The sequence below is a fragment of the Grimontia kaedaensis genome, assembly GCF_023746615.1.
In the GTDB taxonomy this organism is placed as follows: Bacteria; Pseudomonadota; Gammaproteobacteria; order Enterobacterales; family Vibrionaceae; genus Enterovibrio; species Enterovibrio kaedaensis.
On record NZ_CP082275.1, the window covers coordinates 2,792,401 to 2,812,232 of the forward strand.

At 47.9% G+C, this 19,832-nt stretch carries 14 protein-coding genes; 10 read left to right on the forward strand and 4 right to left on the reverse strand.

Annotated features, from left to right (window positions below):
- Window positions 1-143 precede the first annotated feature (143 nt).
- From ycaO to pflA, 5 genes are all read left to right on the forward strand, one after another.
- Window positions 144-1,895: a 30S ribosomal protein S12 methylthiotransferase accessory factor YcaO gene (ycaO, locus tag K6Q96_RS12675; RefSeq protein ID WP_251876206.1), complete on the forward strand. Its 1,752-nt coding sequence runs from the start codon at window positions 144-146 to the stop codon at window positions 1,893-1,895.
- 433 nt (window positions 1,896-2,328) lie between these two features.
- Window positions 2,329-3,873 carry a DUF3360 family protein gene (locus K6Q96_RS12680; protein WP_251876207.1) on the forward strand — a complete coding sequence of 515 codons (1,545 nt, stop codon included), beginning with the start codon at window positions 2,329-2,331 and terminating at the stop codon, window positions 3,871-3,873.
- Window positions 3,874-4,071: 198 nt separating this feature from the next.
- Complete coding sequence (gene pflB / locus K6Q96_RS12685; protein WP_251876208.1) at window positions 4,072-6,348, forward strand: formate C-acetyltransferase; 2,277 nt, start codon at window positions 4,072-4,074, stop codon at window positions 6,346-6,348.
- Between the two features lie 210 nt (window positions 6,349-6,558).
- Window positions 6,559-7,770: an EAL domain-containing response regulator gene (locus tag K6Q96_RS12690; protein WP_251876209.1), complete on the forward strand. Its 1,212-nt coding sequence runs from the start codon at window positions 6,559-6,561 to the stop codon at window positions 7,768-7,770.
- A gap of 154 nt (window positions 7,771-7,924) precedes the next feature.
- A complete protein-coding gene (pflA, locus tag K6Q96_RS12695; protein WP_251876210.1) occupies window positions 7,925-8,665 on the forward strand; it encodes a pyruvate formate lyase 1-activating protein in 741 nt (246 codons plus the stop codon).
- A 74-nt stretch (window positions 8,666-8,739) separates the two neighbouring features.
- Here pflA and K6Q96_RS12700 read toward each other — a convergent pair whose 3' ends face one another.
- Entirely contained in the window at window positions 8,740-9,387 is a 648-nt protein-coding gene (locus tag K6Q96_RS12700) for an energy-coupling factor ABC transporter permease (protein ID WP_251876211.1), read from the reverse strand.
- 204 nt (window positions 9,388-9,591) lie between these two features.
- On the opposite strand from K6Q96_RS12700, the gene K6Q96_RS12705 reads away from it, so the two are divergent.
- Window positions 9,592-10,098 carry a YfbU family protein gene (locus K6Q96_RS12705; protein ID WP_251876212.1) on the forward strand — a complete coding sequence of 169 codons (507 nt, stop codon included), beginning with the start codon at window positions 9,592-9,594 and terminating at the stop codon, window positions 10,096-10,098.
- A 177-nt stretch (window positions 10,099-10,275) separates the two neighbouring features.
- On the opposite strand, the gene K6Q96_RS12710 is transcribed toward K6Q96_RS12705, so the two are convergent.
- Window positions 10,276-10,416: a hypothetical protein gene (locus tag K6Q96_RS12710; RefSeq protein WP_157487757.1), complete on the reverse strand. Its 141-nt coding sequence runs from the start codon at window positions 10,414-10,416 to the stop codon at window positions 10,276-10,278.
- Window positions 10,417-10,454: 38 nt separating this feature from the next.
- Here K6Q96_RS12710 and K6Q96_RS12715 point away from each other — a divergent pair, with 38 nt between their 5' ends.
- The 3 genes from K6Q96_RS12715 (at window position 10,455) to speB (ending at window position 13,681) form a co-directional block, all read left to right on the forward strand.
- The gene (locus K6Q96_RS12715; RefSeq protein WP_251876214.1) at window positions 10,455-10,646 is read left to right on the forward strand and encodes a hypothetical protein; all 192 of its coding nucleotides are present in this window, start codon (window positions 10,455-10,457) and stop codon (window positions 10,644-10,646) included.
- A 111-nt stretch (window positions 10,647-10,757) separates the two neighbouring features.
- Window positions 10,758-12,677: a biosynthetic arginine decarboxylase gene (gene speA, locus K6Q96_RS12720; protein ID WP_251876216.1), complete on the forward strand. Its 1,920-nt coding sequence runs from the start codon at window positions 10,758-10,760 to the stop codon at window positions 12,675-12,677.
- A 50-nt stretch (window positions 12,678-12,727) separates the two neighbouring features.
- Complete coding sequence (gene speB, locus K6Q96_RS12725) at window positions 12,728-13,681, forward strand: agmatinase (RefSeq protein ID WP_251876218.1); 954 nt, start codon at window positions 12,728-12,730, stop codon at window positions 13,679-13,681.
- A gap of 137 nt (window positions 13,682-13,818) precedes the next feature.
- On the opposite strand, the gene K6Q96_RS12730 is transcribed toward speB, so the two are convergent.
- The gene (locus K6Q96_RS12730) at window positions 13,819-15,642 is read right to left on the reverse strand and encodes a hypothetical protein (RefSeq protein WP_251876220.1); all 1,824 of its coding nucleotides are present in this window, start codon (window positions 15,640-15,642) and stop codon (window positions 13,819-13,821) included.
- Window positions 15,643-15,969: 327 nt separating this feature from the next.
- On the opposite strand from K6Q96_RS12730, the gene rlmA reads away from it, so the two are divergent.
- Window positions 15,970-16,800: a 23S rRNA (guanine(745)-N(1))-methyltransferase gene (rlmA, locus tag K6Q96_RS12735; protein WP_251876222.1), complete on the forward strand. Its 831-nt coding sequence runs from the start codon at window positions 15,970-15,972 to the stop codon at window positions 16,798-16,800.
- 119 nt (window positions 16,801-16,919) lie between these two features.
- Here the strand turns inward: rlmA and K6Q96_RS12740 are convergent, their stop codons facing one another.
- Window positions 16,920-19,463 (reverse strand): LamG domain-containing protein, encoded by a 2,544-nt coding sequence (locus tag K6Q96_RS12740; protein ID WP_251876224.1) that lies wholly within the window; start codon window positions 19,461-19,463, stop codon window positions 16,920-16,922.
- Between the last annotated feature and the right edge of the window lie 369 nt (window positions 19,464-19,832).

A 19,832-nucleotide genomic window follows, 5' to 3' on the forward strand; every position in this document is an offset into this window, starting at 1 on the left:
TTTGATATCTCGAATATAACTTAGATTAGACACACTGCGCCTGTAAAAACGTCTATTTTTTGCAGGGACGCAACATATCTACCGTGGCGTCTTACAAGCGGGCTCTATATACTCCGCGCCTTCTTATAAATACTGAGAATCCCATGAAAACCTATATCCCTGGTAAAGACGCTGCGCTCGAAGAGTCCATCAACAACTTTGAAGCTAAATTGACAGCTGCCGGTTTCAACGTTGAGCCTGTTTCCTGGCTTAACCCTGTACCGAATGTCTGGTCAGTTCACATCCGTGATGTAGATGCACCAATGAACTTTACCAACGGAAAAGGCGCCAGCAAGAAAGCCGCTCTGGCCTCTGCGCTCGGGGAGTATTTCGAGCGTCTTTCATGCAACTATTTCTATGCGGATTTCTATCTGGGTGAAGAGATCGCACAAGCACCATTCGTTCATTACCCGGACGAGAAATGGTTTCCCCTCACTGATGACGACATGCTGCCAGAAGGTCTGCTCGATAATGACATGCGCGCATTCTACGATCAGGAAGAAACCCTGATGGCGAGCGATCTGGTCGATCTTCAATCGGGCAATGAAGAGCGCGGGATCTGCGCGCTGCCGTTTATCCGCCAGAAAGATCAGCAGACCGTTTACGTGCCAATGAACATTGTCGGTAACCTCTATGTTTCTAACGGTATGTCAGCGGGTAATACTGCGACCGAAGCGCGCAGCCAGGCGCTGTCTGAAGTGTTTGAGCGAGCCATTAAAAACCGCATCATTGCTGAGCGCATCAGCATGCCGGAAATTCCTGCAGAAGTTATTGCCCGCTTCCCTACTATTGAGGCTTCTATTGAAGCCATGCAGGCAGAAGGTTTCCCGATTACGGTTTATGACGCCTCCATGGGCGGTCAGTACCCGGTTGTTTGCGTGACTTTGTTTAACCCCAACAATGGCACTTGCTTTACCTCTTGGGGAGCACACCCTCGCTTCCAGGTGGCTTTCGAGCGCACTGTGACCGAACTCCTTCAAGGCCGCAGCCTGAAAGATTTGGACGTTTTCGAAGCACCATCCTTCCATGATGAAGATGTGGCTGACCACCACAACCTGGAAACACACTTCATTGACTCATCAGGCACGGTTTCTTGGGATATGTTTAAGTCCACACCGGATTACGAATTCACTGAGTGGAACTTCGAAGGTACTTCAGAAGGAGAAGTCTCCTGGCTTCTCGGTAAGCTTCATGCAGAAGATGCGGATGCGTATATTGCCGATTACAGCCACCTTGGCGTGAACTGTTGTCGTGTGATTGTGCTAGGCTGGTCTGAAATATACCCACCTGAAGAAGTACAGCTTAGCAATAACAACCGCGGTACCGATCTACGTGATGCTATGTCCATGCTGCTCGCAACGGGTTTCAGTGATGAATCGGTTGAGTCTCTGTTTGATGTGCTGGAGATGTCAGACTTTGATGAAAGCTACATGGTGTGTGAATTGATGGGAGTACTACCTGATACAGGTACCGCTTGGAAATCACTCACCATTGGCGAACTGAAATGTTTACTGGCGCTGGCGATGGGTGACATGGAAACAGCACAGGATTTAGCGACCTGGAGCTTGGAATACAATACAACCATCTACAGTCAGGAACGCATCATGTTTATGCGCTGCCTGATCGCAAGCCTCGAATTGGCTCAGGATGAAGCACGTGATGCCGCAGAATACCGTCGCGCATTTGGTTTTGTGTACGGCGAAAGCATCACCGAAGCCGTTTGGAGTTCAATCTGTGGTGATCTCCGCTTCTATGGCCTTGAACTTGAGAATGCAAATTTAACCTCGTTCGGAGTGCATCAGAAACTTCTGGCCTCCTACGAAAAACTCCAACAAGCAAAAGCCAACGCTGCGTAATAACGTTTTGCGATCTTGCACTGAAGAAGTCTGTACCGGGGAAACGGGCACAGGCTTCTTCTTTTTCTTCAAGTACACCATGCGTAAAAAGCGATTAACACCTCCATTTCATTGCAATTTAGTGCATTTTTGTTGCACATCTCCCGCACCACTTTTGGTAATTTTATTTCAGAAATCAAAATAAATTCGGTAAAAACGGCAATATCTTTATCATTTATATCGTTTTCCGTTTCTAGCAACTTTCAAATTCTGTAATTTATTTTCACGAAAATGATTTAGATCAAATTTGCTTAGGGGAGGTTTGTTAGTATGTTTGTAACGCATTTTTGGCTCCCGGCCTCACCTCTCTCAGCAGCGCATTCATTGCGGAATAAAAGCTAAAACCCGCGGGGAGCGAAACCAGTTCTGTTTGCTTTTGTACGAAGAGGACTTTATGTCAACTCAAGCTCCATCAGAGCGCATCGGCGATAAGGCGCAAAGCGAGTATCAAGCTAAGCACCGACCTGCCTCAGAGTTCGCGACCCGTTCAGATTACCTGGACCACGAACTTCAAATCATGAACCCGCGCCGCTGGAAGCTAAACCTTCCTGGCCGCGATTTCCGTTTCGAACTCGAAGACCTCGTTCCTGCACTGGCGGGTACCATCGGCATTATCGCGATGTACTCAGCAGTCATGATGTCCTGGGCTGATGGCCTGACCCAAGCTTGGGATCACATCAATCTGGGTAAAGAGTTCGCAATCGAAGTAGCACGTGTAGAGATGCTTATCCCAGCCCTGCTGTTCTGTGTGCTTGCCTCTGGCTTTATCAACCCTCGCGCTAACCTTGCCGGTAACCACGGCCCAATGATCCCGCTGATCGGTACCATTGCGCTGGCTGGTGCTCACCCTCTTGCGCTTGCATTGCTGCTGGGTATGTTCGGCTTGATGCTGAGTTACTTCAAAGGGGGCTCCAAACTAGTGAACCTCACCAGTGAAGGGGTTGCCGGCGGTCTTCTTATTTTCCTCGGTTTCACCGGTGCAATGAGCCAAATCGCAGACATCCAAACTTGGGCAAAAGGCCTTGAGTCTGCAACCGTCGCAAAAGGCAGCATGGGTTATGTTGGCCTTGTGGTTCTGGCTGTGAACGTGGTGCTTTACGCTATGCTTGCGCGCATCGGTAAACGCTGGTTGGCAATCCCTGCCTGTGCATTCACTGGTCTGATTGCAGCACTGGCGCTGGGCGCTGGCTTCGATCTGACTTTCACCACTGAAATGGGTCTGCCTAACCTTAACCCTGTTTACTGGTGGGGTAGCACAGAGCAAGGTTGGATGCTGGGCCTGCCGAATCTGCAGCACTTCATCGCCTCTCTGCCATTTGCGATTCTTGCTGTAGCTATGTGGTCTCCTGATTTCCTTGGCCACCGTATTTTCCAAGAGTTGAACTATCCGAAGAAAACCGAAAAAGTGCTGATGGACGTGGATGACACAATGACTATGTGTTCTATCCGCCAGATGGTTGGTACTGCCGTAGGTGGCGGTAACATCACGTCTTCTTGGGGTACTTACATGATCCCTGCAGCAATTGCGAAGCGTCCAATTCCTGCTGGTGCGATTCTGCTGGGCTGTTTGGTGATGTTCATCGCTATCCTTGGCTTCCCAATGGACGTAGCAGTATGGCCACCGGTAATGCGTATCGCACTGCTGGTAGGTGTATTCCTGCCGCTGCTTGAAGCGGGTGTTCAGATGGTTCGTGAAACGAAGGATTCGCAATCAGCAGGTATCTGTATCTTCGCATCAATGGTTGCTAACCCAGTACTGGCTTGGGCACTTGCAATGCTGCTCGACAACAATGGTCTCATTGGTGACAAAGCGCGCGCGAAAAAACTGTCTTTCGTAGACCGTATCGTGATTCCAGGTTCAGTATTGGTTATCTGTCTGGTTGCTATGCTCGCGGTTGGTATGCTGGAAGATCAGTTCGGCATCCCTGCTCTGATGTAAATATGGCTTGGGCAGCCTTAACTGGCTGCCCAAATTACTGTTCATAAATTGGCTAGAAAGCGTAAAATCAAACGCGTTTTGAAAGACCGTTTTTGCTTTTACAGTTTTTATTGATCGTGTACGACCACTGGCTCAACGGTGGAGCGACATTAAAGTCGCTAAGTACTTGTTTTCTTCTACTAAAAAGGTAGGTACAACATGTCTGAGCAATTTGCTAAAGCATGGGAAGGTTTCGCTGACGGCGAATGGCAGAACGAAGTTAACGTTCGTGACTTCATTCAGAAGAACTACACCCCTTACGAGGGCGACGAGTCTTTCCTTGTCACTGAAGGTACTGAAGCAACTAACAAGCTTTGGGAAAAAGTGATGGAAGGCATCAAGCTTGAGAACTCAACTCACGCGCCTGTAGACTTCGACACTTCTGTAATCTCTACCATTACTGCTCACGACGCAGGCTACATCAACAAAGATCTGGAAAAGATCGTTGGTCTGCAAACTGAAGCTCCTCTGAAACGTGCAATCATGCCAAACGGCGGCGTTCGCATGATCGAGGGTTCTTGCAAGGCTTACGGCCGTGAGCTGGACCCAATGGTTTCAAAAATTTACTCGGAATACCGCAAGACTCACAACCAAAGCGTTTTCGATATCTACACGCCAGATATCCTGAAATGTCGTAAGTCTGGTGTTCTGACTGGTCTGCCTGACGCATACGGCCGTGGTCGTATCATCGGTGACTACCGTCGCGTAGCACTGTACGGTGTAGACTTCCTGCTGAAAGACAAAGCGAAGCAATTCCACTCTCTGCAAGAGAAACTGGAAGCAGGCGACGATCTGCAAATGACCATGCAGCTTCGTGAAGAAATCCAAGAGCAATACCGCGCTCTGAACCAGATGAAAGAAATGGCTGCGAAATACGGCTACGACATCTCTGGTCCTGCAACTAACGCACAAGAATCTGTTCAGTGGCTTTACTTCGGTTACCTGGCTGCCGTTAAGTCTCAAAACGGTGCTGCAATGTCACTGGGTCGTACTTCTACGTTCCTTGACGTTTACCTTGAGCGTGACATAGCTGAAGGCAAGATCACTGAAGTTGAAGCGCAAGAAATCATCGACCACTTCGTGATGAAGCTGCGTATGGTTCGCTTCCTGCGTACTCCTGAGTACGATGAGCTGTTCTCTGGCGACCCAATCTGGGCAACAGAATCAATGGGTGGTATGGGCTGTGACGGCCGTACGCTGGTCACACGTACTAACTTCCGCTTCCTGAACACTCTGTACACTATGGGTCCAAGCCCAGAGCCAAACATCACTGTACTGTGGTCTGAGCAACTGCCTGACGGCTTCAAGCGTTTCTGTGCGAAAGTATCTATCGATACTTCTTCTATCCAGTACGAAAACGATGACCTGATGCGTCCAGACTTCGACAACGATGACTACGCAATCGCTTGTTGTGTATCTCCACAGGTTGTTGGTAAACACATGCAGTTCTTCGGCGCACGTGCGAACCTGGCGAAAACGCTGCTGTATGTAATCAACGGCGGTGTTGACGAAAAACTGAAGATGCAGGTTGGTCCTAAGCAAGATCCAATGACTGACGAAGTTCTGGACTTCGACAAAGTTTGGAATGGTCTGGACAACTTCATGGATTGGCTGGCGAAGCAGTACGTCACTGCGTTGAACGCTATCCACTACTCACACGACAAGTACAGTTACGAAGCGTCTCTGATGGCCCTGATGGATCGTGACGTTTACCGTACTATGGCTTGTGGTATCGCTGGTCTGTCTGTAGCCGCTGACTCACTGTCTGCTATCAAGTACGCAAAAGTGAAACCAGTTCGTGACGAAGACGGCATCGCAATCGACTTCGAAATCGAAGGCGACTATCCGAAATTCGGTAACAACGATTCACGTGTTGATGACATCGCATGTGAAATGGTTGAGAAGTTTATGAACAAGATTCGTAAACTGAAAACTTACCGCGATGCAGTACCGACTCAGTCTATCCTGACCATCACTTCAAACGTTGTGTACGGTAAGAAGACGGGTAACACGCCAGACGGTCGTCGTGCAGGCGCGCCATTCGCACCAGGTGCAAACCCAATGCACGGCCGTGACGAGAAAGGTGCAGTAGCCTCTCTGACTTCTGTCGGTAAACTGCCATTCGCACACGCTAAAGACGGTATCTCTTACACCTTCTCTATCGTGCCTAACGCACTGGGTAAAGACGGTGACACGCAGAAAGCTAACCTTGCTGGTCTGATGGATGGTTATTTCCACCATGAGTCTGGTATCGAAGGCGGTCAGCACCTGAACGTTAACGTTCTGAACCGTGATACGCTGGAAGACGCAGTTAAGCACCCAGAGAAGTACCCACAGCTGACTATCCGTGTATCGGGTTACGCCGTTCGCTTTAACTCTCTGACTGCTGAGCAGCAGAAAGACGTTATCGCACGTACTTTCACTGAATCTCTGTAATCTGAGTATTCATTAAATTGAAAAGCACCTCCTCCGGGAGGTGTTTTTTATGCCTGTTTCAAAAGGAAATGGCACTCTAGCCCCTCCCTCTAACCGCATTGCGTTCTGTCGACGCTCGTAAAATTAACGACCATACTGAACCAAGCTGTTCTATCACAACAACTTTCGCATCGCCCTTCGATGCAACCATGTGCGCTTTAGGGGAACGCAATGAATATCTTGCTAGTGGAAGACCATCCCTTCCAACGAGATGTGATTGCTGGGCAGTTAATGCAACTCATATCAGGTGACGACTCGCTGATTTTTGCAGAATCCGGAAACGCTGCACTGGAGAAAATATTTCAAGAAAAACCTGATCTGATTTTCTGCGACTTAGAACTGCCAGATATGGATGGTATCAAACTCCTAAGCAATGCCGCAGAACGCGGATTTATGGGATGCATAGTCATCACGAGTGCCGCCTCGCAGAAGGTATTGGATACCGTTAAAAGCATGTGTGAACACATGAAGCTCAACGTATTGGGCATCCTACCCAAACCAGCCTCTATTCCACTGCTGAAGTACTACCTGACGCTCGCGCAAGAACATGACACCGAGTACCCGCAGGATTTACTTCCTCTTTCTGACGACGAAGTACTGGAAGGATGGAAAGCCAACCTGTTCGAGACCTGGTTCCAACCGATTGTCCGTCTTGATACCGGTGAATGGGTGGCTTGTGAAGCATTGCAGCGAATGAAGCACCCCACAAGAGGAACGCTGACACCGATATCCTTTCTCCCGCAAATCACTAACCTAAACCTGGAAGCGGAACTCACTTTCTCAGCGATCAATTGCGTTATTGCTAACCAGACGTATCTGGATGGTCATGCTGTTGGCATTAATGTTTCAGTGACCAACCTCATCAAGCTTAACTTCGTCGATGAAATCATTGAAATGGGTCACCAGTACCCTAACCTCAACCAACTGATTTATTTTGAGTTGCATGAACCCGAGGACTTTTCTCAGATTGCTCAATTGCAAGAAGCGGCTTCCCGGCTCCTGCTCAACGGATTCCGCATCGCGATTGATGATTTTGGTTCTGGCTACAGCACCCTTCAACAGGTGGAATTCCTACCGCTGGATTCTTTGAAAATCGGCCTGAACCTTGTGCTTCCTATGCTGAGCTCCCGCACGGCTTACGCTTTGGTGGAAGCAAGTACCTTGGTCGCAAATCGTATCGGCGTAGCATCAGTTGCAGAGGGCATTGAGTGCATTGAAGTGTGGCACTCGCTTCGCGATATGGGTTGCGACTACGGGCAGGGCTTTTTCATCGCTAGAGCCATGCCTGCTGAGCAACTACACGACTGGCAGAACATCTGGGAGTCTGTGCTTGAAAGCCGCACGCTTTGCCCTCCTATCGCACTGAACACTATCGATATCTAATCCTAGGCCCTGAAAAAGGCGCGGTATTCGCGCCTTTCTCCTTTCCTTACAATTTCCCGTCTCATAACACCGTCGCAGGGTCATATTCCTTTAGGTCACCACGTTTCTGTAATAAAATAACACCTTACTTTTTACAGTAGTTTTGGAGATGCTCATGTCGGTGATTGGCCGTATTCACTCTTTTGAGTCTTGTGGAACCGTTGATGGTCCTGGCATTCGATTTATCGTTTTCATGCAAGGATGCCTGATGCGCTGCAAATACTGCCACAACCGCGATACGTGGGATCTGGAGGATGGCCGAGAAGTCACCGTCGAAGAAATCATGAAAGAAGTGGTGACCTACCGTCACTTCATCAACGCCTCCGGTGGCGGTGTGACGGCTTCGGGTGGTGAAGCCATGCTTCAACCTGAATTCGTTCGTGATTTCTTCCGTGCAGCAAAAGCGGAAGGTATTCATACCTGTCTGGATACCAATGGTTACATCCGCAAGCACACTGACGTGGTTGATGAAGTGTTAGATGCTACCGATCTGGTGATGCTCGATCTGAAACAAATGAATGATGACATCCACAAAGACCTGATTGGCGTGTCCAACCGTCGTACACTGGATTTCGCACGTTACCTGCACCAGCGCGGCCAGAAAACCTGGATTCGTTACGTCGTGGTTCCAGGCTACACTGACGATGAAGAATCCGCACACCGCCTGGGTGAGTTCATCAAAGACATGGATAACATCGAGAAAGTGGAAATGCTGCCATACCACCAGCTTGGCGCGCACAAATGGGAAGCGCTGGGTTACGAGTATGAACTCAAAGATGTCAGCCCACCGAAGAAAGAAACCATGGAAGCGCTGAAAGCGATTCTGGAAGGCTACGGCCACAAAGTGGTTTACTAAACTCGAACGGATTTAACGAAGACCGGCCTCGCGCCGGTTTTTCTTTAACCACCAAAGGTCAACAGTCCCTAGTGTCATCTATCAGGCGACAAGTATTCTCTGTCGTAGAAGGTTCTCAGCCAATGCGGGCGATACACTGCCAGTAAGGTCACCGCCATGCCGTTGAGCAGCCCTTCGGGGAACCAGATCAGCAGTGCCAGCGTCAGGTAATTATCGAGAATCGTATCCCAGCCATGAAGGCCAGACACCCAGTAACCTGTCGACACCGTGCAAAGGTGGAACACTATGGTAAAGGCCGCATTGAGAAAACCGGCGATGAAGATATAGATGAATAGGTGATGACTGAGATAGCGGTAGGAAAGCAGGAAAATTGCATAGCTGACCACAGCTGGAAGCACCGCCGTGGTGAACGCATATAGCCCAACATCAGCAAATGGCAGCAGGCCAAATCCCACCATTAGAGTCAAAGGAATCACTGAAATCCAAATAGCGATTCTCGGGCCGTGACACAGCGTGAGCACTGTCATTCCCAGAAAGTGGATATCCAACCCTTCGCTGATCCCTGCCTTCAATGCCCACAAACAAAAGAGAATGATCCCGCTGGCAAATACTAAGTGCTGGTAGTCCTTTTCCGTGCGCATTTTTTGCCAACCAAGCGGCGACCGGCATAGCCAAAGCGACACCAGAAAAAACGTCCAACCAAACACCTGCCAATAAATCATCCTTGCTCCGTTATCCTTGGGCCTTGAGCTACAAAAATGGTGCAATTTTCAAGTTAAAAAAGCGTAACTAACCTGTATTCAGATCAAAAAAGTAGCCTGCTCCAACTGTTAATCTGTGGCACATGGATTGCCAAACTAGCTCGCTTCAAATCAAAACTAAGAGGCTGTTTGGACTAAGAATTTTTATCTTTCGAGGCCACTATTATGGAAATGACACACGCTCAACGTCTTATCCTATCTAATCAATACACGCTAATGTCCCAACTTGATCCACAAAATGCAGAAAAATATCGTCGTCTACAAACTATTGTAGAGCGCGGATATGCCCTGCAAATGCGTGAATTGGATAAAGACTTTGGCGACATGTCAGAAGAACTGTGCCGCCAGGTAGTTGATATCATGGAGATGCACCACGCACTTCAGGAATCTTACCGCATGTTGGAAGACGGCACCCGTTGCGAATGTGATGTGGATGCACGCCGCCTTCAGTTCTGGGGCTTTGATGCCGCGACTGAAGCACATCTGGTGGACTATGTACGTTTCCTGACCGATGTGGAAGGTTTGCACCCACAATTCGACAAAGGCTCACACCATTTCAACAGCCAAACGCCAATGCTGGCAAAATACCAGCGCATGCTGCAGGTATGGCGCAATTGCCCTCGTCAGTACCACCTGTGTGGTAACGAGCTTTGCCAGATCGTGGGCGCATAAGCTCCAAAAATCCCAATCAAAAGCCGCTGTTTTTAGCGGCTTTTTTGCATTTAAATTCCACTCATAACCTACTGTTTAAATTAAATTTATCTCACATCACCTGGATGAGAGGATTGATAAACAATTTTGATTGTCAGTGACAAATTAATTTATTTGCGCCCAAGCTAAAACGGTTGTCTAATCGCCACGCACCCAACCGGTTTTGATGATGCCGTCGAGGTGTATACGGGCTAGGTCGAGCAACTCGAGATTGATTGCAATGTGCTGGAACAACCTCAAGTTGCAGTTTCCACGCAGACCAGCCGTTTTCTCTGTCATACCGTGCAGCAGTAAGCACGCCCTTTTTAGGAATGGCAATGAAATCTATCGCAAACCACGCTGTTCAGGCAGAAGGCCCGAGTACTCTTTGCGACACCGCAGCTAACATCCACCCGCAAAACAAACCCCAGAGCCTGTCGACTCATGTACGCAGGAAGCGGGCATCGTTAAAGCGAACACGCAGCGCAGAAACTGTGCTTTTCGAACTGTCGCTTCAGATGCCTGAGTAAGGTCTGCCAGCGTTACCCATTATTTTTATCTGGTACACAGCACCGGTGACGGCCACCTATTATCTGCCGTCAGCGGCGTTTCCTGTACCCAATCACCACTGAGGAACGAACATGAGTGATTGGTCTATCAATGACGCCCGCGATGTCTACAACACGCCTTACTGGGGTCAGTGTTACTTCGATATTAATTCTCAAGGCGAGGTGATTGCCCGTCCGGATACCCAACAACCGGACAACAACATCGCGCTTTCAACGCTGGCTGATGAACTGATTGCCAAAGGCGCTTCCCTGCCTGTGCTGGTGCGTTTCCCAGAGATCCTGCACCACCGCGTAGACAGCCTTTGCACCCACTTCAACGATGCCATTGCTGACTACGGCTATGAAGGCGAATACCTGCTGGTTTACCCGATTAAAGTGAACCAGCAAAAAGAAGTGGTTGGCGAAATCCTGAAAAGCCAATACGCCAGCCAGGAACGTCAGCTGGGTCTGGAAGCAGGCAGCAAGCCAGAGCTGATGGCTGTGCTGGCCATGGCGCGCCAAGCAAGCTCTGTGATCGTATGTAACGGCTACAAAGACCGCGAATACATCCGTCTTGCATTGATTGGCGAAAAGCTGGGACACGAAGTCTATATCGTGCTCGAGAAACTCTCTGAGCTCGACACAGTGCTGGCAGAAGCAAAAGCGCTGGGCGTGACACCGCGTTTGGGTCTGCGTGCGCGTTTGGCGTCTCAAGGCAAAGGTAAATGGCAGGCAAGCGGTGGCGAGAAGTCGAAATTCGGTCTGTCTGCATCTCAGGTAATGACGGTAATGAACCGCCTACGTGAGCTGGACATGCTGGATACGTTGCAACTGCTGCACTTCCATCTGGGTTCGCAAATCGCCAACATCCGCGACGTACGCTCGGGTGTGAACGAAGCGGCGCGTGTATTTGCCGAGCTCTACCAAATGGGCGCTGGCATCACCACGCTGGACGTGGGCGGCGGTCTGGCAATCGACTACGAAGGTACGCGCAGCCAAAGCAGTTGTTCTATGAACTACAGCCAGCGCGAATACGCCAACAATGTGGTGTTCACCATTGGTGATGTGTGTAAGGCATTCGATATCAAGATGCCGCGCATTATCTCTGAGTCAGGCCGTAACCTGACCGCGCACCACGCCGTGCTGATCACTGACGTAATGGGCGTTGAAAGCTACCAGCGTGAAGAAGTGTTTGCGCCTGCAGAAGATGCATCGCAGATCCTTCATAACATGTGGCGTTCATTCAAAGACCTGAGCCAGTCGACGGACCAGCGTTCTTTGGTAGAGATTTACCACGATAACCAGAACGATCTGGCGGAAGTACACATGCAGTTCGCGATGGGCTTGGTGAACTTCGCCGAGCGCGCTTGGGCAGAACAAATCAGCCTGCGTATTTGTTACGGGCTGTCTTGCAAGATGTCCCAGAAAAACCGCGCACACCGCCCGGTACTGGATGAGCTGAACAGCCGCTTGGCAGACAAGTTCTTCGTGAACTTCTCCCTGTTCCAATCACTGCCGGACGCATGGGGTATTGAGCAGGTGTTCCCTATCCTGCCGCTGTCGAAGCTGGATAAAGAGCCGGAAAGCCGCGCAGTGCTGCTGGATATTACCTGTGACTCTGACGGTGCGGTTGAGCAATACGTCGAAGGCCAAGGCATTGAAAGCACGTTGGCTGTACCAACGTGGAGCGATGAATCGCCATACCGCATCGGCTTCTTCCTTGTGGGTGCGTATCAGGAAATTCTGGGCGACATGCACAACCTGTTCGGTGATACCGATTCTGCCGTTGTTCGCTGCAATAAAGATGGCGGCTACGAGATTGAATCTATCCACCACGGCGACACCGTGGGTGATGTGCTGCGTTACGTGCATCTGGAAGCAGAAGAGTTCCTGAGCCAGTACGAAGAAATGGTGAAAACCCTGCCAGAGCAGGAGCAAGACGCGATTCTGTCTGAGCTTTCTGAGGGTCTGAAAGGCTACACCTACCTCGAAGACATTCACCACAACCGTTAATGATTTCGGCTGCCTGCATCGCGGGCAGCCCCTTTTTCAAGGATTTATCAATGGCAACATTGGCCAACTACCCAGACTACTCCCTGTACGCCAACGCGTTCGGTTTCCTGCGCCAACCACTGGTTTTTAACCCACAAGGTTGCGACGCTGACGTGGTGATCACAGGTGTTCCTTTTGATATGGCAACCACGGGCCGTTCTGGCGCACGCATGGGCCCTGGCGCGATTCGTCAGGCATCCACCAATCTGGCGTGGGAAAGCAAAAAATGGCCTTGGGATTTCTCCCTGACCAAAGAAATCAAAATCGCTGACTGCGGTGATTTGGTGTTTGATTGTGGCGATGCACGCAACATGAGTGAACGTCTGGAAGCGCACGCCACCAGCCTGCTGGCAGAAGGCAAAACCCTGCTGACGTTTGGCGGCGACCACTTCGTGACCCTGCCACTGCTGCGCGCCCACGCAAAGCAGTTCGGTGAAATGGCACTGGTTCACTTTGATGCCCACACCGACACCTACGATCAAGGCAGCGAGTTCGACCACGGTACCATGTTCTACACCGCGCCCAAAGAAGGTCTGATTGACCCGCATGCATCTATCCAGATCGGCATCCGTACTGAGCATAGCGATGAGCTGGGCTTCCGGGTGGTAGATGCCGCAACGGCGAATGATTGGTCTGTTGAAAAAATCGTTGAAGCGATTAAAACCCGCGTTGGCGACCGTCCGGTTTACCTGACCTTCGACATCGACTGTCTGGATCCAGCTTACGCGCCGGGCACAGGCACTCCTATTTGCGGCGGCCTAAGCACTGACAAGATCCTGAAAGTGATTCGTTCACTGCAAGGCATCAACCTGATTGGTATGGATGTGGTAGAAGTGGCGCCCGCCTACGACCATGCAGACCTGACCTCTCTGGCGGCTGCAACTATTGCGACCGACCTGCTGTATGTTTGGGCGGCGAACCAGAAGCATTGCCAGTCAAATATATTATCGACATCTCAGCCCTAGTCCAACTGTTTGAACCAAGTTTTTGTTGGCTTGAAGGGGCTCTATGAACGAGACACATGTGAGCTCCAATTACCCCTTTGTTGCATTCATCGACCAACACTCTAGAACTATACCTCTCTTCTAAAATGGGACATTTACTATTCCAGCGTTACAAAACCTGTGATGGCGGACGGGAAGGAAGCATCGTAGTCCGTACCGATTAACCAAATCGTATTATTGTAGGTAAATGCCTGGGGCTCGAACTCATTGACACTATTTCCGTCATTCAATGAAAGTTGATGCGAACTTATGAGTTGGTTGTTGATATCAAATTTCGTCAGATAATAAGCGTTGTTTGTATGGTCTTTTTCGAGCGCGACTAGCGTGTTATCCGCAGAAGGTAAAAGGCTAACCAACTCTGATATAGAAATCGAACCAGTGAAATCTTCAGACCATGGACGCCGAGGCAGAGTTCCCAGCGAAGTGCCATCAATGCTCGTGTTTTCATCAGTGAGAATTTTCTGACCACATTTTGTATAAAAGATGTTTTCAATCATGGTTGAAATTTCATGGCAGATGGACCTATGAGATACTACGGATAGTTCCTTGGTGTACCTCGTCGTTGTCTCATTATTCTCATGATCAACACGAGTCATCGACATTTGTCTACCATCATTTTTGAACAGATAAATGCGGTTATCAATAACATAAAAATCATCGAACGCCTGATTGATAGAGAAGAGCAACTGCTCCGACGTAAGGTCATAAGCATTCAACTCTGAGTTCGTAAGAGCTAAAAACAGAGTATCCTCCACCTTCATCATACTTTTTACTTCAACGTCGAAATCAGGTGTATTTATCTCAAAAGTATCAATAAGCGTATCTTGAGCATTATTGAAATCTGGCGTAACGAATAAAAAGGCAAATGTTTTTTCAAAAAAATCACCGAGCACGACTATCGGCTTACCCGTCGTAGGATCTTCGTACATACCATAACTCGTGAAGACTCCAGTTTGATATGCTTGAGGAACAGGTGTAGCAATACTTCCTGAGCCGTCTCTTTTATACAAGAGCAGCTGAGGACTTGATAACGAAGCATATCCTCCAATCATATCACCACTTGTGTAGAATCGCCCCCGTTCGTATATCGCATCCATATCAAGCGTTTCAGTAAAGAGCGCTAGTGGCTGCTCAATCACAGTAAATTCGATATTTTGAACAAAACGATCGGCAGGCTTTTCGCAATTAGCATCGAATTGATAGCACAGCGATACAGTAAATTCATCACCTGCATCAATCTGAGCCTGTGTCATATTGTGAAAAGACTCACGGAAATATGTACATCTAACTTGCGTTCTTTCTAGATTAAAATCGCAGTTCGAAATGAAATCAGAACTATTCGTCTGAGATACAACATTAAAAGACTCTTGATTGTTCGCATTGCCAATTTCAAACGTATAAGTGTTTCTTATTTGCCTTGTATCATTCTTAAAGCGCTCGTCTCTGAGGTTCACAGAATAACTGTGTTCAAGCGTTTGCTTTATGACACGATAGTTCACATCAACAGCAAAAGGAGAACCCGTTATCTCTCGGGAGCACGCTTCATCGTAGCAGACTTGAAACCAAAGCTTATCAGTGTAAACACCAGATTCCCTGTCTCTAAATCCGTTTGAAAAAATGGTAACACCAGGTTCTCCGTTGAACAGTCTAAGTTGGTAGTCATAAGCAAAAGGCTCCGTACTCTCTCGCCACGAGGAGTAGTATAAGCTTTGCACGCTCTCTCCATAAGAAAAGTTGAAAGGGATAAAAAGATCAGGCGCACTGTTTGATAGGGGCAAAACCTCGTACTGAGTTTGCCGCGGAGTAATGCTAGCGCTATCTGGTGAAGGGGTAGCAGAAGAAGTACTTTCATCTCCACCTCCTCCACAGGCAATAAGAGATATAGAGATAAAAAGAAACCAACAAATCTTAACTACTGACATTTTAACGTTCCCTATTCTTTTGTGATGTCATGCCTCTACGGAGTCACTGATAACCCATTAAAAATTCCTTTATTAATTTATAAAATTAATAAGTTACTTAACGATTCTTTACGATTACCTAGTGAATATTTAAAGTGCGCTTACTTTATTTGAATTCAGAACTGCAAGGAGAATAACAAGCTGAGACTCTTTTGAGTAGTTTGACTACTATATAACTCGCTCCACTAAAGTAAAACTGCCATTATATAAAGAGCGATCTGTATCCCTTGAACCCTCAGCCCCCACACCGTATCCTTGCCGCTCATTCATCCTTGCCGAAATTTCACTATGTCATCTTATCTTTGTCCGCTGTGCCAAGAGCCGCTGAACCTTTCTGACCGCACGTATAAATGCGCCAACAATCACCAGTTCGATCTGGCGAAAGAAGGCTATGTAAACCTACTCCCCGTGCAGCATAAGCGTTCAAAAGATCCCGGTGACAACAAAGAGATGATGCAGGCTCGCCGCCAGTTTCTGGATGGTAGTCATTACCAGCCAATGCGAGATGCAGTCAGTGACTTGCTCACCTCACTGCTTGCTGGAAAAGACAGTGCGGAGCTTTTGGATATCGGTTGTGGTGAAGGCTATTACACCAGTTACTTTGCGGATCAGCTGGCTGGCACTAAGGTGTTTGGTCTCGACATTTCCAAAGTCATGGTTCGCTATGGTGCCAAACGTTACCCGAATGTGGATTTTCTGGTGGCTTCCAGCCAGCGCCTGCCTTTTGCGGACAACCAGCTGGATGCTGTGGTGCGCATCTATGCGCCATGCAATGGCGATGAACTGGCGCGCACAGTGAAAGACAATGGCGTGGTGGTGACGGTCACACCGGGACCGCGTCACCTTTATCAACTGAAAGCGGGCATTTACGATGAAGTGCATCTTCACGATGTGCCCGTGGAAGATTTGCCGGGCTTTGAACTGGAAACCGAGCAAACCGTCGCTTACCCAATGACGCTGAATAGCGCTGATGCAACGACCTTGTTGCAAATGACGCCCTTCGCATGGCGCGCGCCTGAAAGCCTATGGCAGACCCTGAAAGACGCTAAAGAGTTTGAATGTGAAGCTGATTTCACGCTTCGGGTGTATCGTGCGAAAAGCGAAACCGAATCATTCTAGAAACCTTACCAGACCACATTTAACACTCTTCCCTAATATGGAAAAAGCCAGCAAAAGCTGGCTTTTAATTGTTGATTTCAATGGACAAAAAGAATTTTGGTTATCTGTTCAAACGTGGGTTAATCAGGGTGAATAACCTCATCAACAAGATAACCTTCTTCACCAACGGACAAATGCGTTTGGGGGAAGGCATCCTGAAGCCAATTTTGAGGGATCTGACCCAATACCCGTGATGGAGGATCCATAGGCTGACGGCGGGCATCATCAGATGCCCATATGCCCGAATCAGCGCTTAGAGCATCTAGAGATAAACCAAACTTCCCATCGCTGCTATGGCAGGACAAACAAAAGTTATTGCCGGCTTCACTAGGTCTAGGTTGATTCCAAACCACTACGTTAGGTTGATGAAGCTGCTCTCCTACCCACTCATAAGCATCTTTATCGGCTAAATGGCTATAACCATCTTGGGTGTAATCCGTTAAACACTGGTTGCCATTACTTGAAGAGATCAAGCTTCCATGACCAAGATTACACACATATTCGTTGTTGATTCTACGATGATTAAAGAGCCTGACTTCATCAATCCACCCTTTAAAGCCTTCACCAATCTTCATTGTTCCCCTAGCCAGTGAAAAGTCTCTTCTGAGAGGTTTCGCCAGTCTGAAGTCGGCAACCTCGTTCCCATCTATGAAAACGCTGACTCTATTTGCCCTGTTTCTTTTTTTGCGCACCTCAATAGCAATATGCTTCCAACCTTGCGTGCCAATCTGATACTGGTCAGTAATGTCTCGGCTATTTAATCGTGAAGTACCTGCTGAACCAAATTCAATGAAAGTACTTCCCGCGCTGTCACTTCGCAGTGAAATCTGTCCACCAGACGCTAAACTCACCAGGGTGTATCTTTGATCAGTCTGAGCGTCCATTCTTGCATCAACAAACATACTCAATAACCAACCATTGCTGTTTGAGGGTTTGGAGGTGAAATTGTAAGCAAGGTGATTTGCTTCATGAAGCCAAAGTCCTTTACCTTTAATTCCTCCCATTGCTTGAGGCTCTATCCGTTTATAGCTTCCTCCAACAACCTCTCCATATGATGGAATGCTATTTGATGTCCCTGTAGCTGCATTCTGAACCATGACAGAGTTCTCCGTTGATAAAGGTTGTATCTGGCGGCCAACTTGCAATCCAAAGTGGCCATTCATGTCAGAGACGATCAGAGCATTCAAATCCATATAATCATCAAAAACTATCTCATCGGTTGCTTTACCGTTACTGATCTGCCAAACAACATCACGCGGTGTTAACGGCTTCATGTTGGGGTTGTAGTTAAATAGCTGCTCAGTGGAATCAATGATTGTGCTGTTTCGGTTCCACGCATGCGCTGAAGTACTGTTATTGCCATTATCTCGACCAACACCCGCGTCTACCCAGCCCCTATTTCCACGGTAAAGTTTTACACTTGGGCGATCTCCAATTTGAAATCCCCAGTCAGTGTTATTGATCAGATTATCTGGGATAACAATTTTACCGCGGGTCCAAAGACCGGCCATAGCAACAGTGAGTGTCCCCACCGAGCGTTGAGTCCCCAAACATGCATCACACCCATCTAAGGCGTAATCGCCATCCTCAAGAAAGCGACCTTGAACAGTAAAAAACAAGTTATTGCCATCTCTATCAATCCAAGGATATGTAGCTCCAAAGCCAGTAGTGAAATTCTCATTGTTTGGTGAGACACGAGACCCATTCGGGTACCTAAAGTGCTGGCTGGCAAAGCCATATTTATCGTTGATTTCATCATCAAATGGGGCGTATTTGATAGGGCGCTGCTGATCCCAGCCAGACACATCACAGGGGGCTTTGTCATCATTGTAAGCATAAAAGATGTTGGCATATGACGTAGTGTGAGTATTGCCGTTATTGTCTTGCCATGTCACGCTCGGCGTACTGTCACCAAAGCGGGCAACAAGCAATCTACCATCACCTGTCACCATCGGCTCAAGCAGACTGTCTCCCTTGTAAACAGGACCTTGTTGCATTTCTCCTGGCGTTGCCGACTCAATATAGGCATCTTTCGTTTTTGGGTTAACAACCACCACGTCAAACGGAATGCTAACCAACCGTTTCACACCGTCCCCGTTGTTGTTGTTTTTCATTCCTATGATGGTGAGCTTGTATTTGTCTCTCGTGGTGCCATCAGTTGCCTCTGGAGACAGCTTTGATACATATTCGTTTTCAAAAACAGAAAGATACCTAGGATCACTGGCATTTTGAGCTTGCTGACGCAAATAGAAGTCCGTAGTGTCACAAACAGCCACATGAGAAAAGCCACCATCGAAGTATTCCTCTCCTGACATCCTAACTCTTAAAGAATCAGCGTTACCCAGTAAACCTACTGTGCTATTCGCTGACTGACTAAAATGAGCAGTAAGCGCTTCTGGCTTACGTAAATAAAATTCGATCTTACGGTTGGCCGTTTTAGGTACCACTACAACGCGGCCATCGGCAGAAGAACGGTTTGAGGTAATATGAGGTTGAAGATAATCACTATCATCAATCATCACGACGTCACGATCTATCGTGGGTAATTCTGGCAACTCACTGTTAGAAGGAACGGCAAGTGCCGATGAAGATACCAATGCAAAAATACTGATACTGCGTCTCATAATTATTCCCTTAAATTGCAACACTCCAAGCACACAAAAGTGCATATTCAGCCCAGCCAGCAAAAAACTTTTTTTATTTTAAATATCAGAATCTTATAATTTAAAGCAAAAATAACCTTACTTTCTCAAGGTTAATTTTCAATAACAATACCCTCATCCTGAGTTCATTTTTGTCTCAAAAAAGAGATAGGCAGACTTTACATATGATTCATGTTCTTATTTTTGAGTGAGGTGTTTTGTAGTAGATGGAAATAATCAACACATTTTTAATGAGTTGTCAGATAAAACACTCTTTCCTCCCAGATAAGCAATAAATGAGTAGGTCGCGAGGCTAAAAACTATTATTAAATATTTATTGTTCTTTATAGT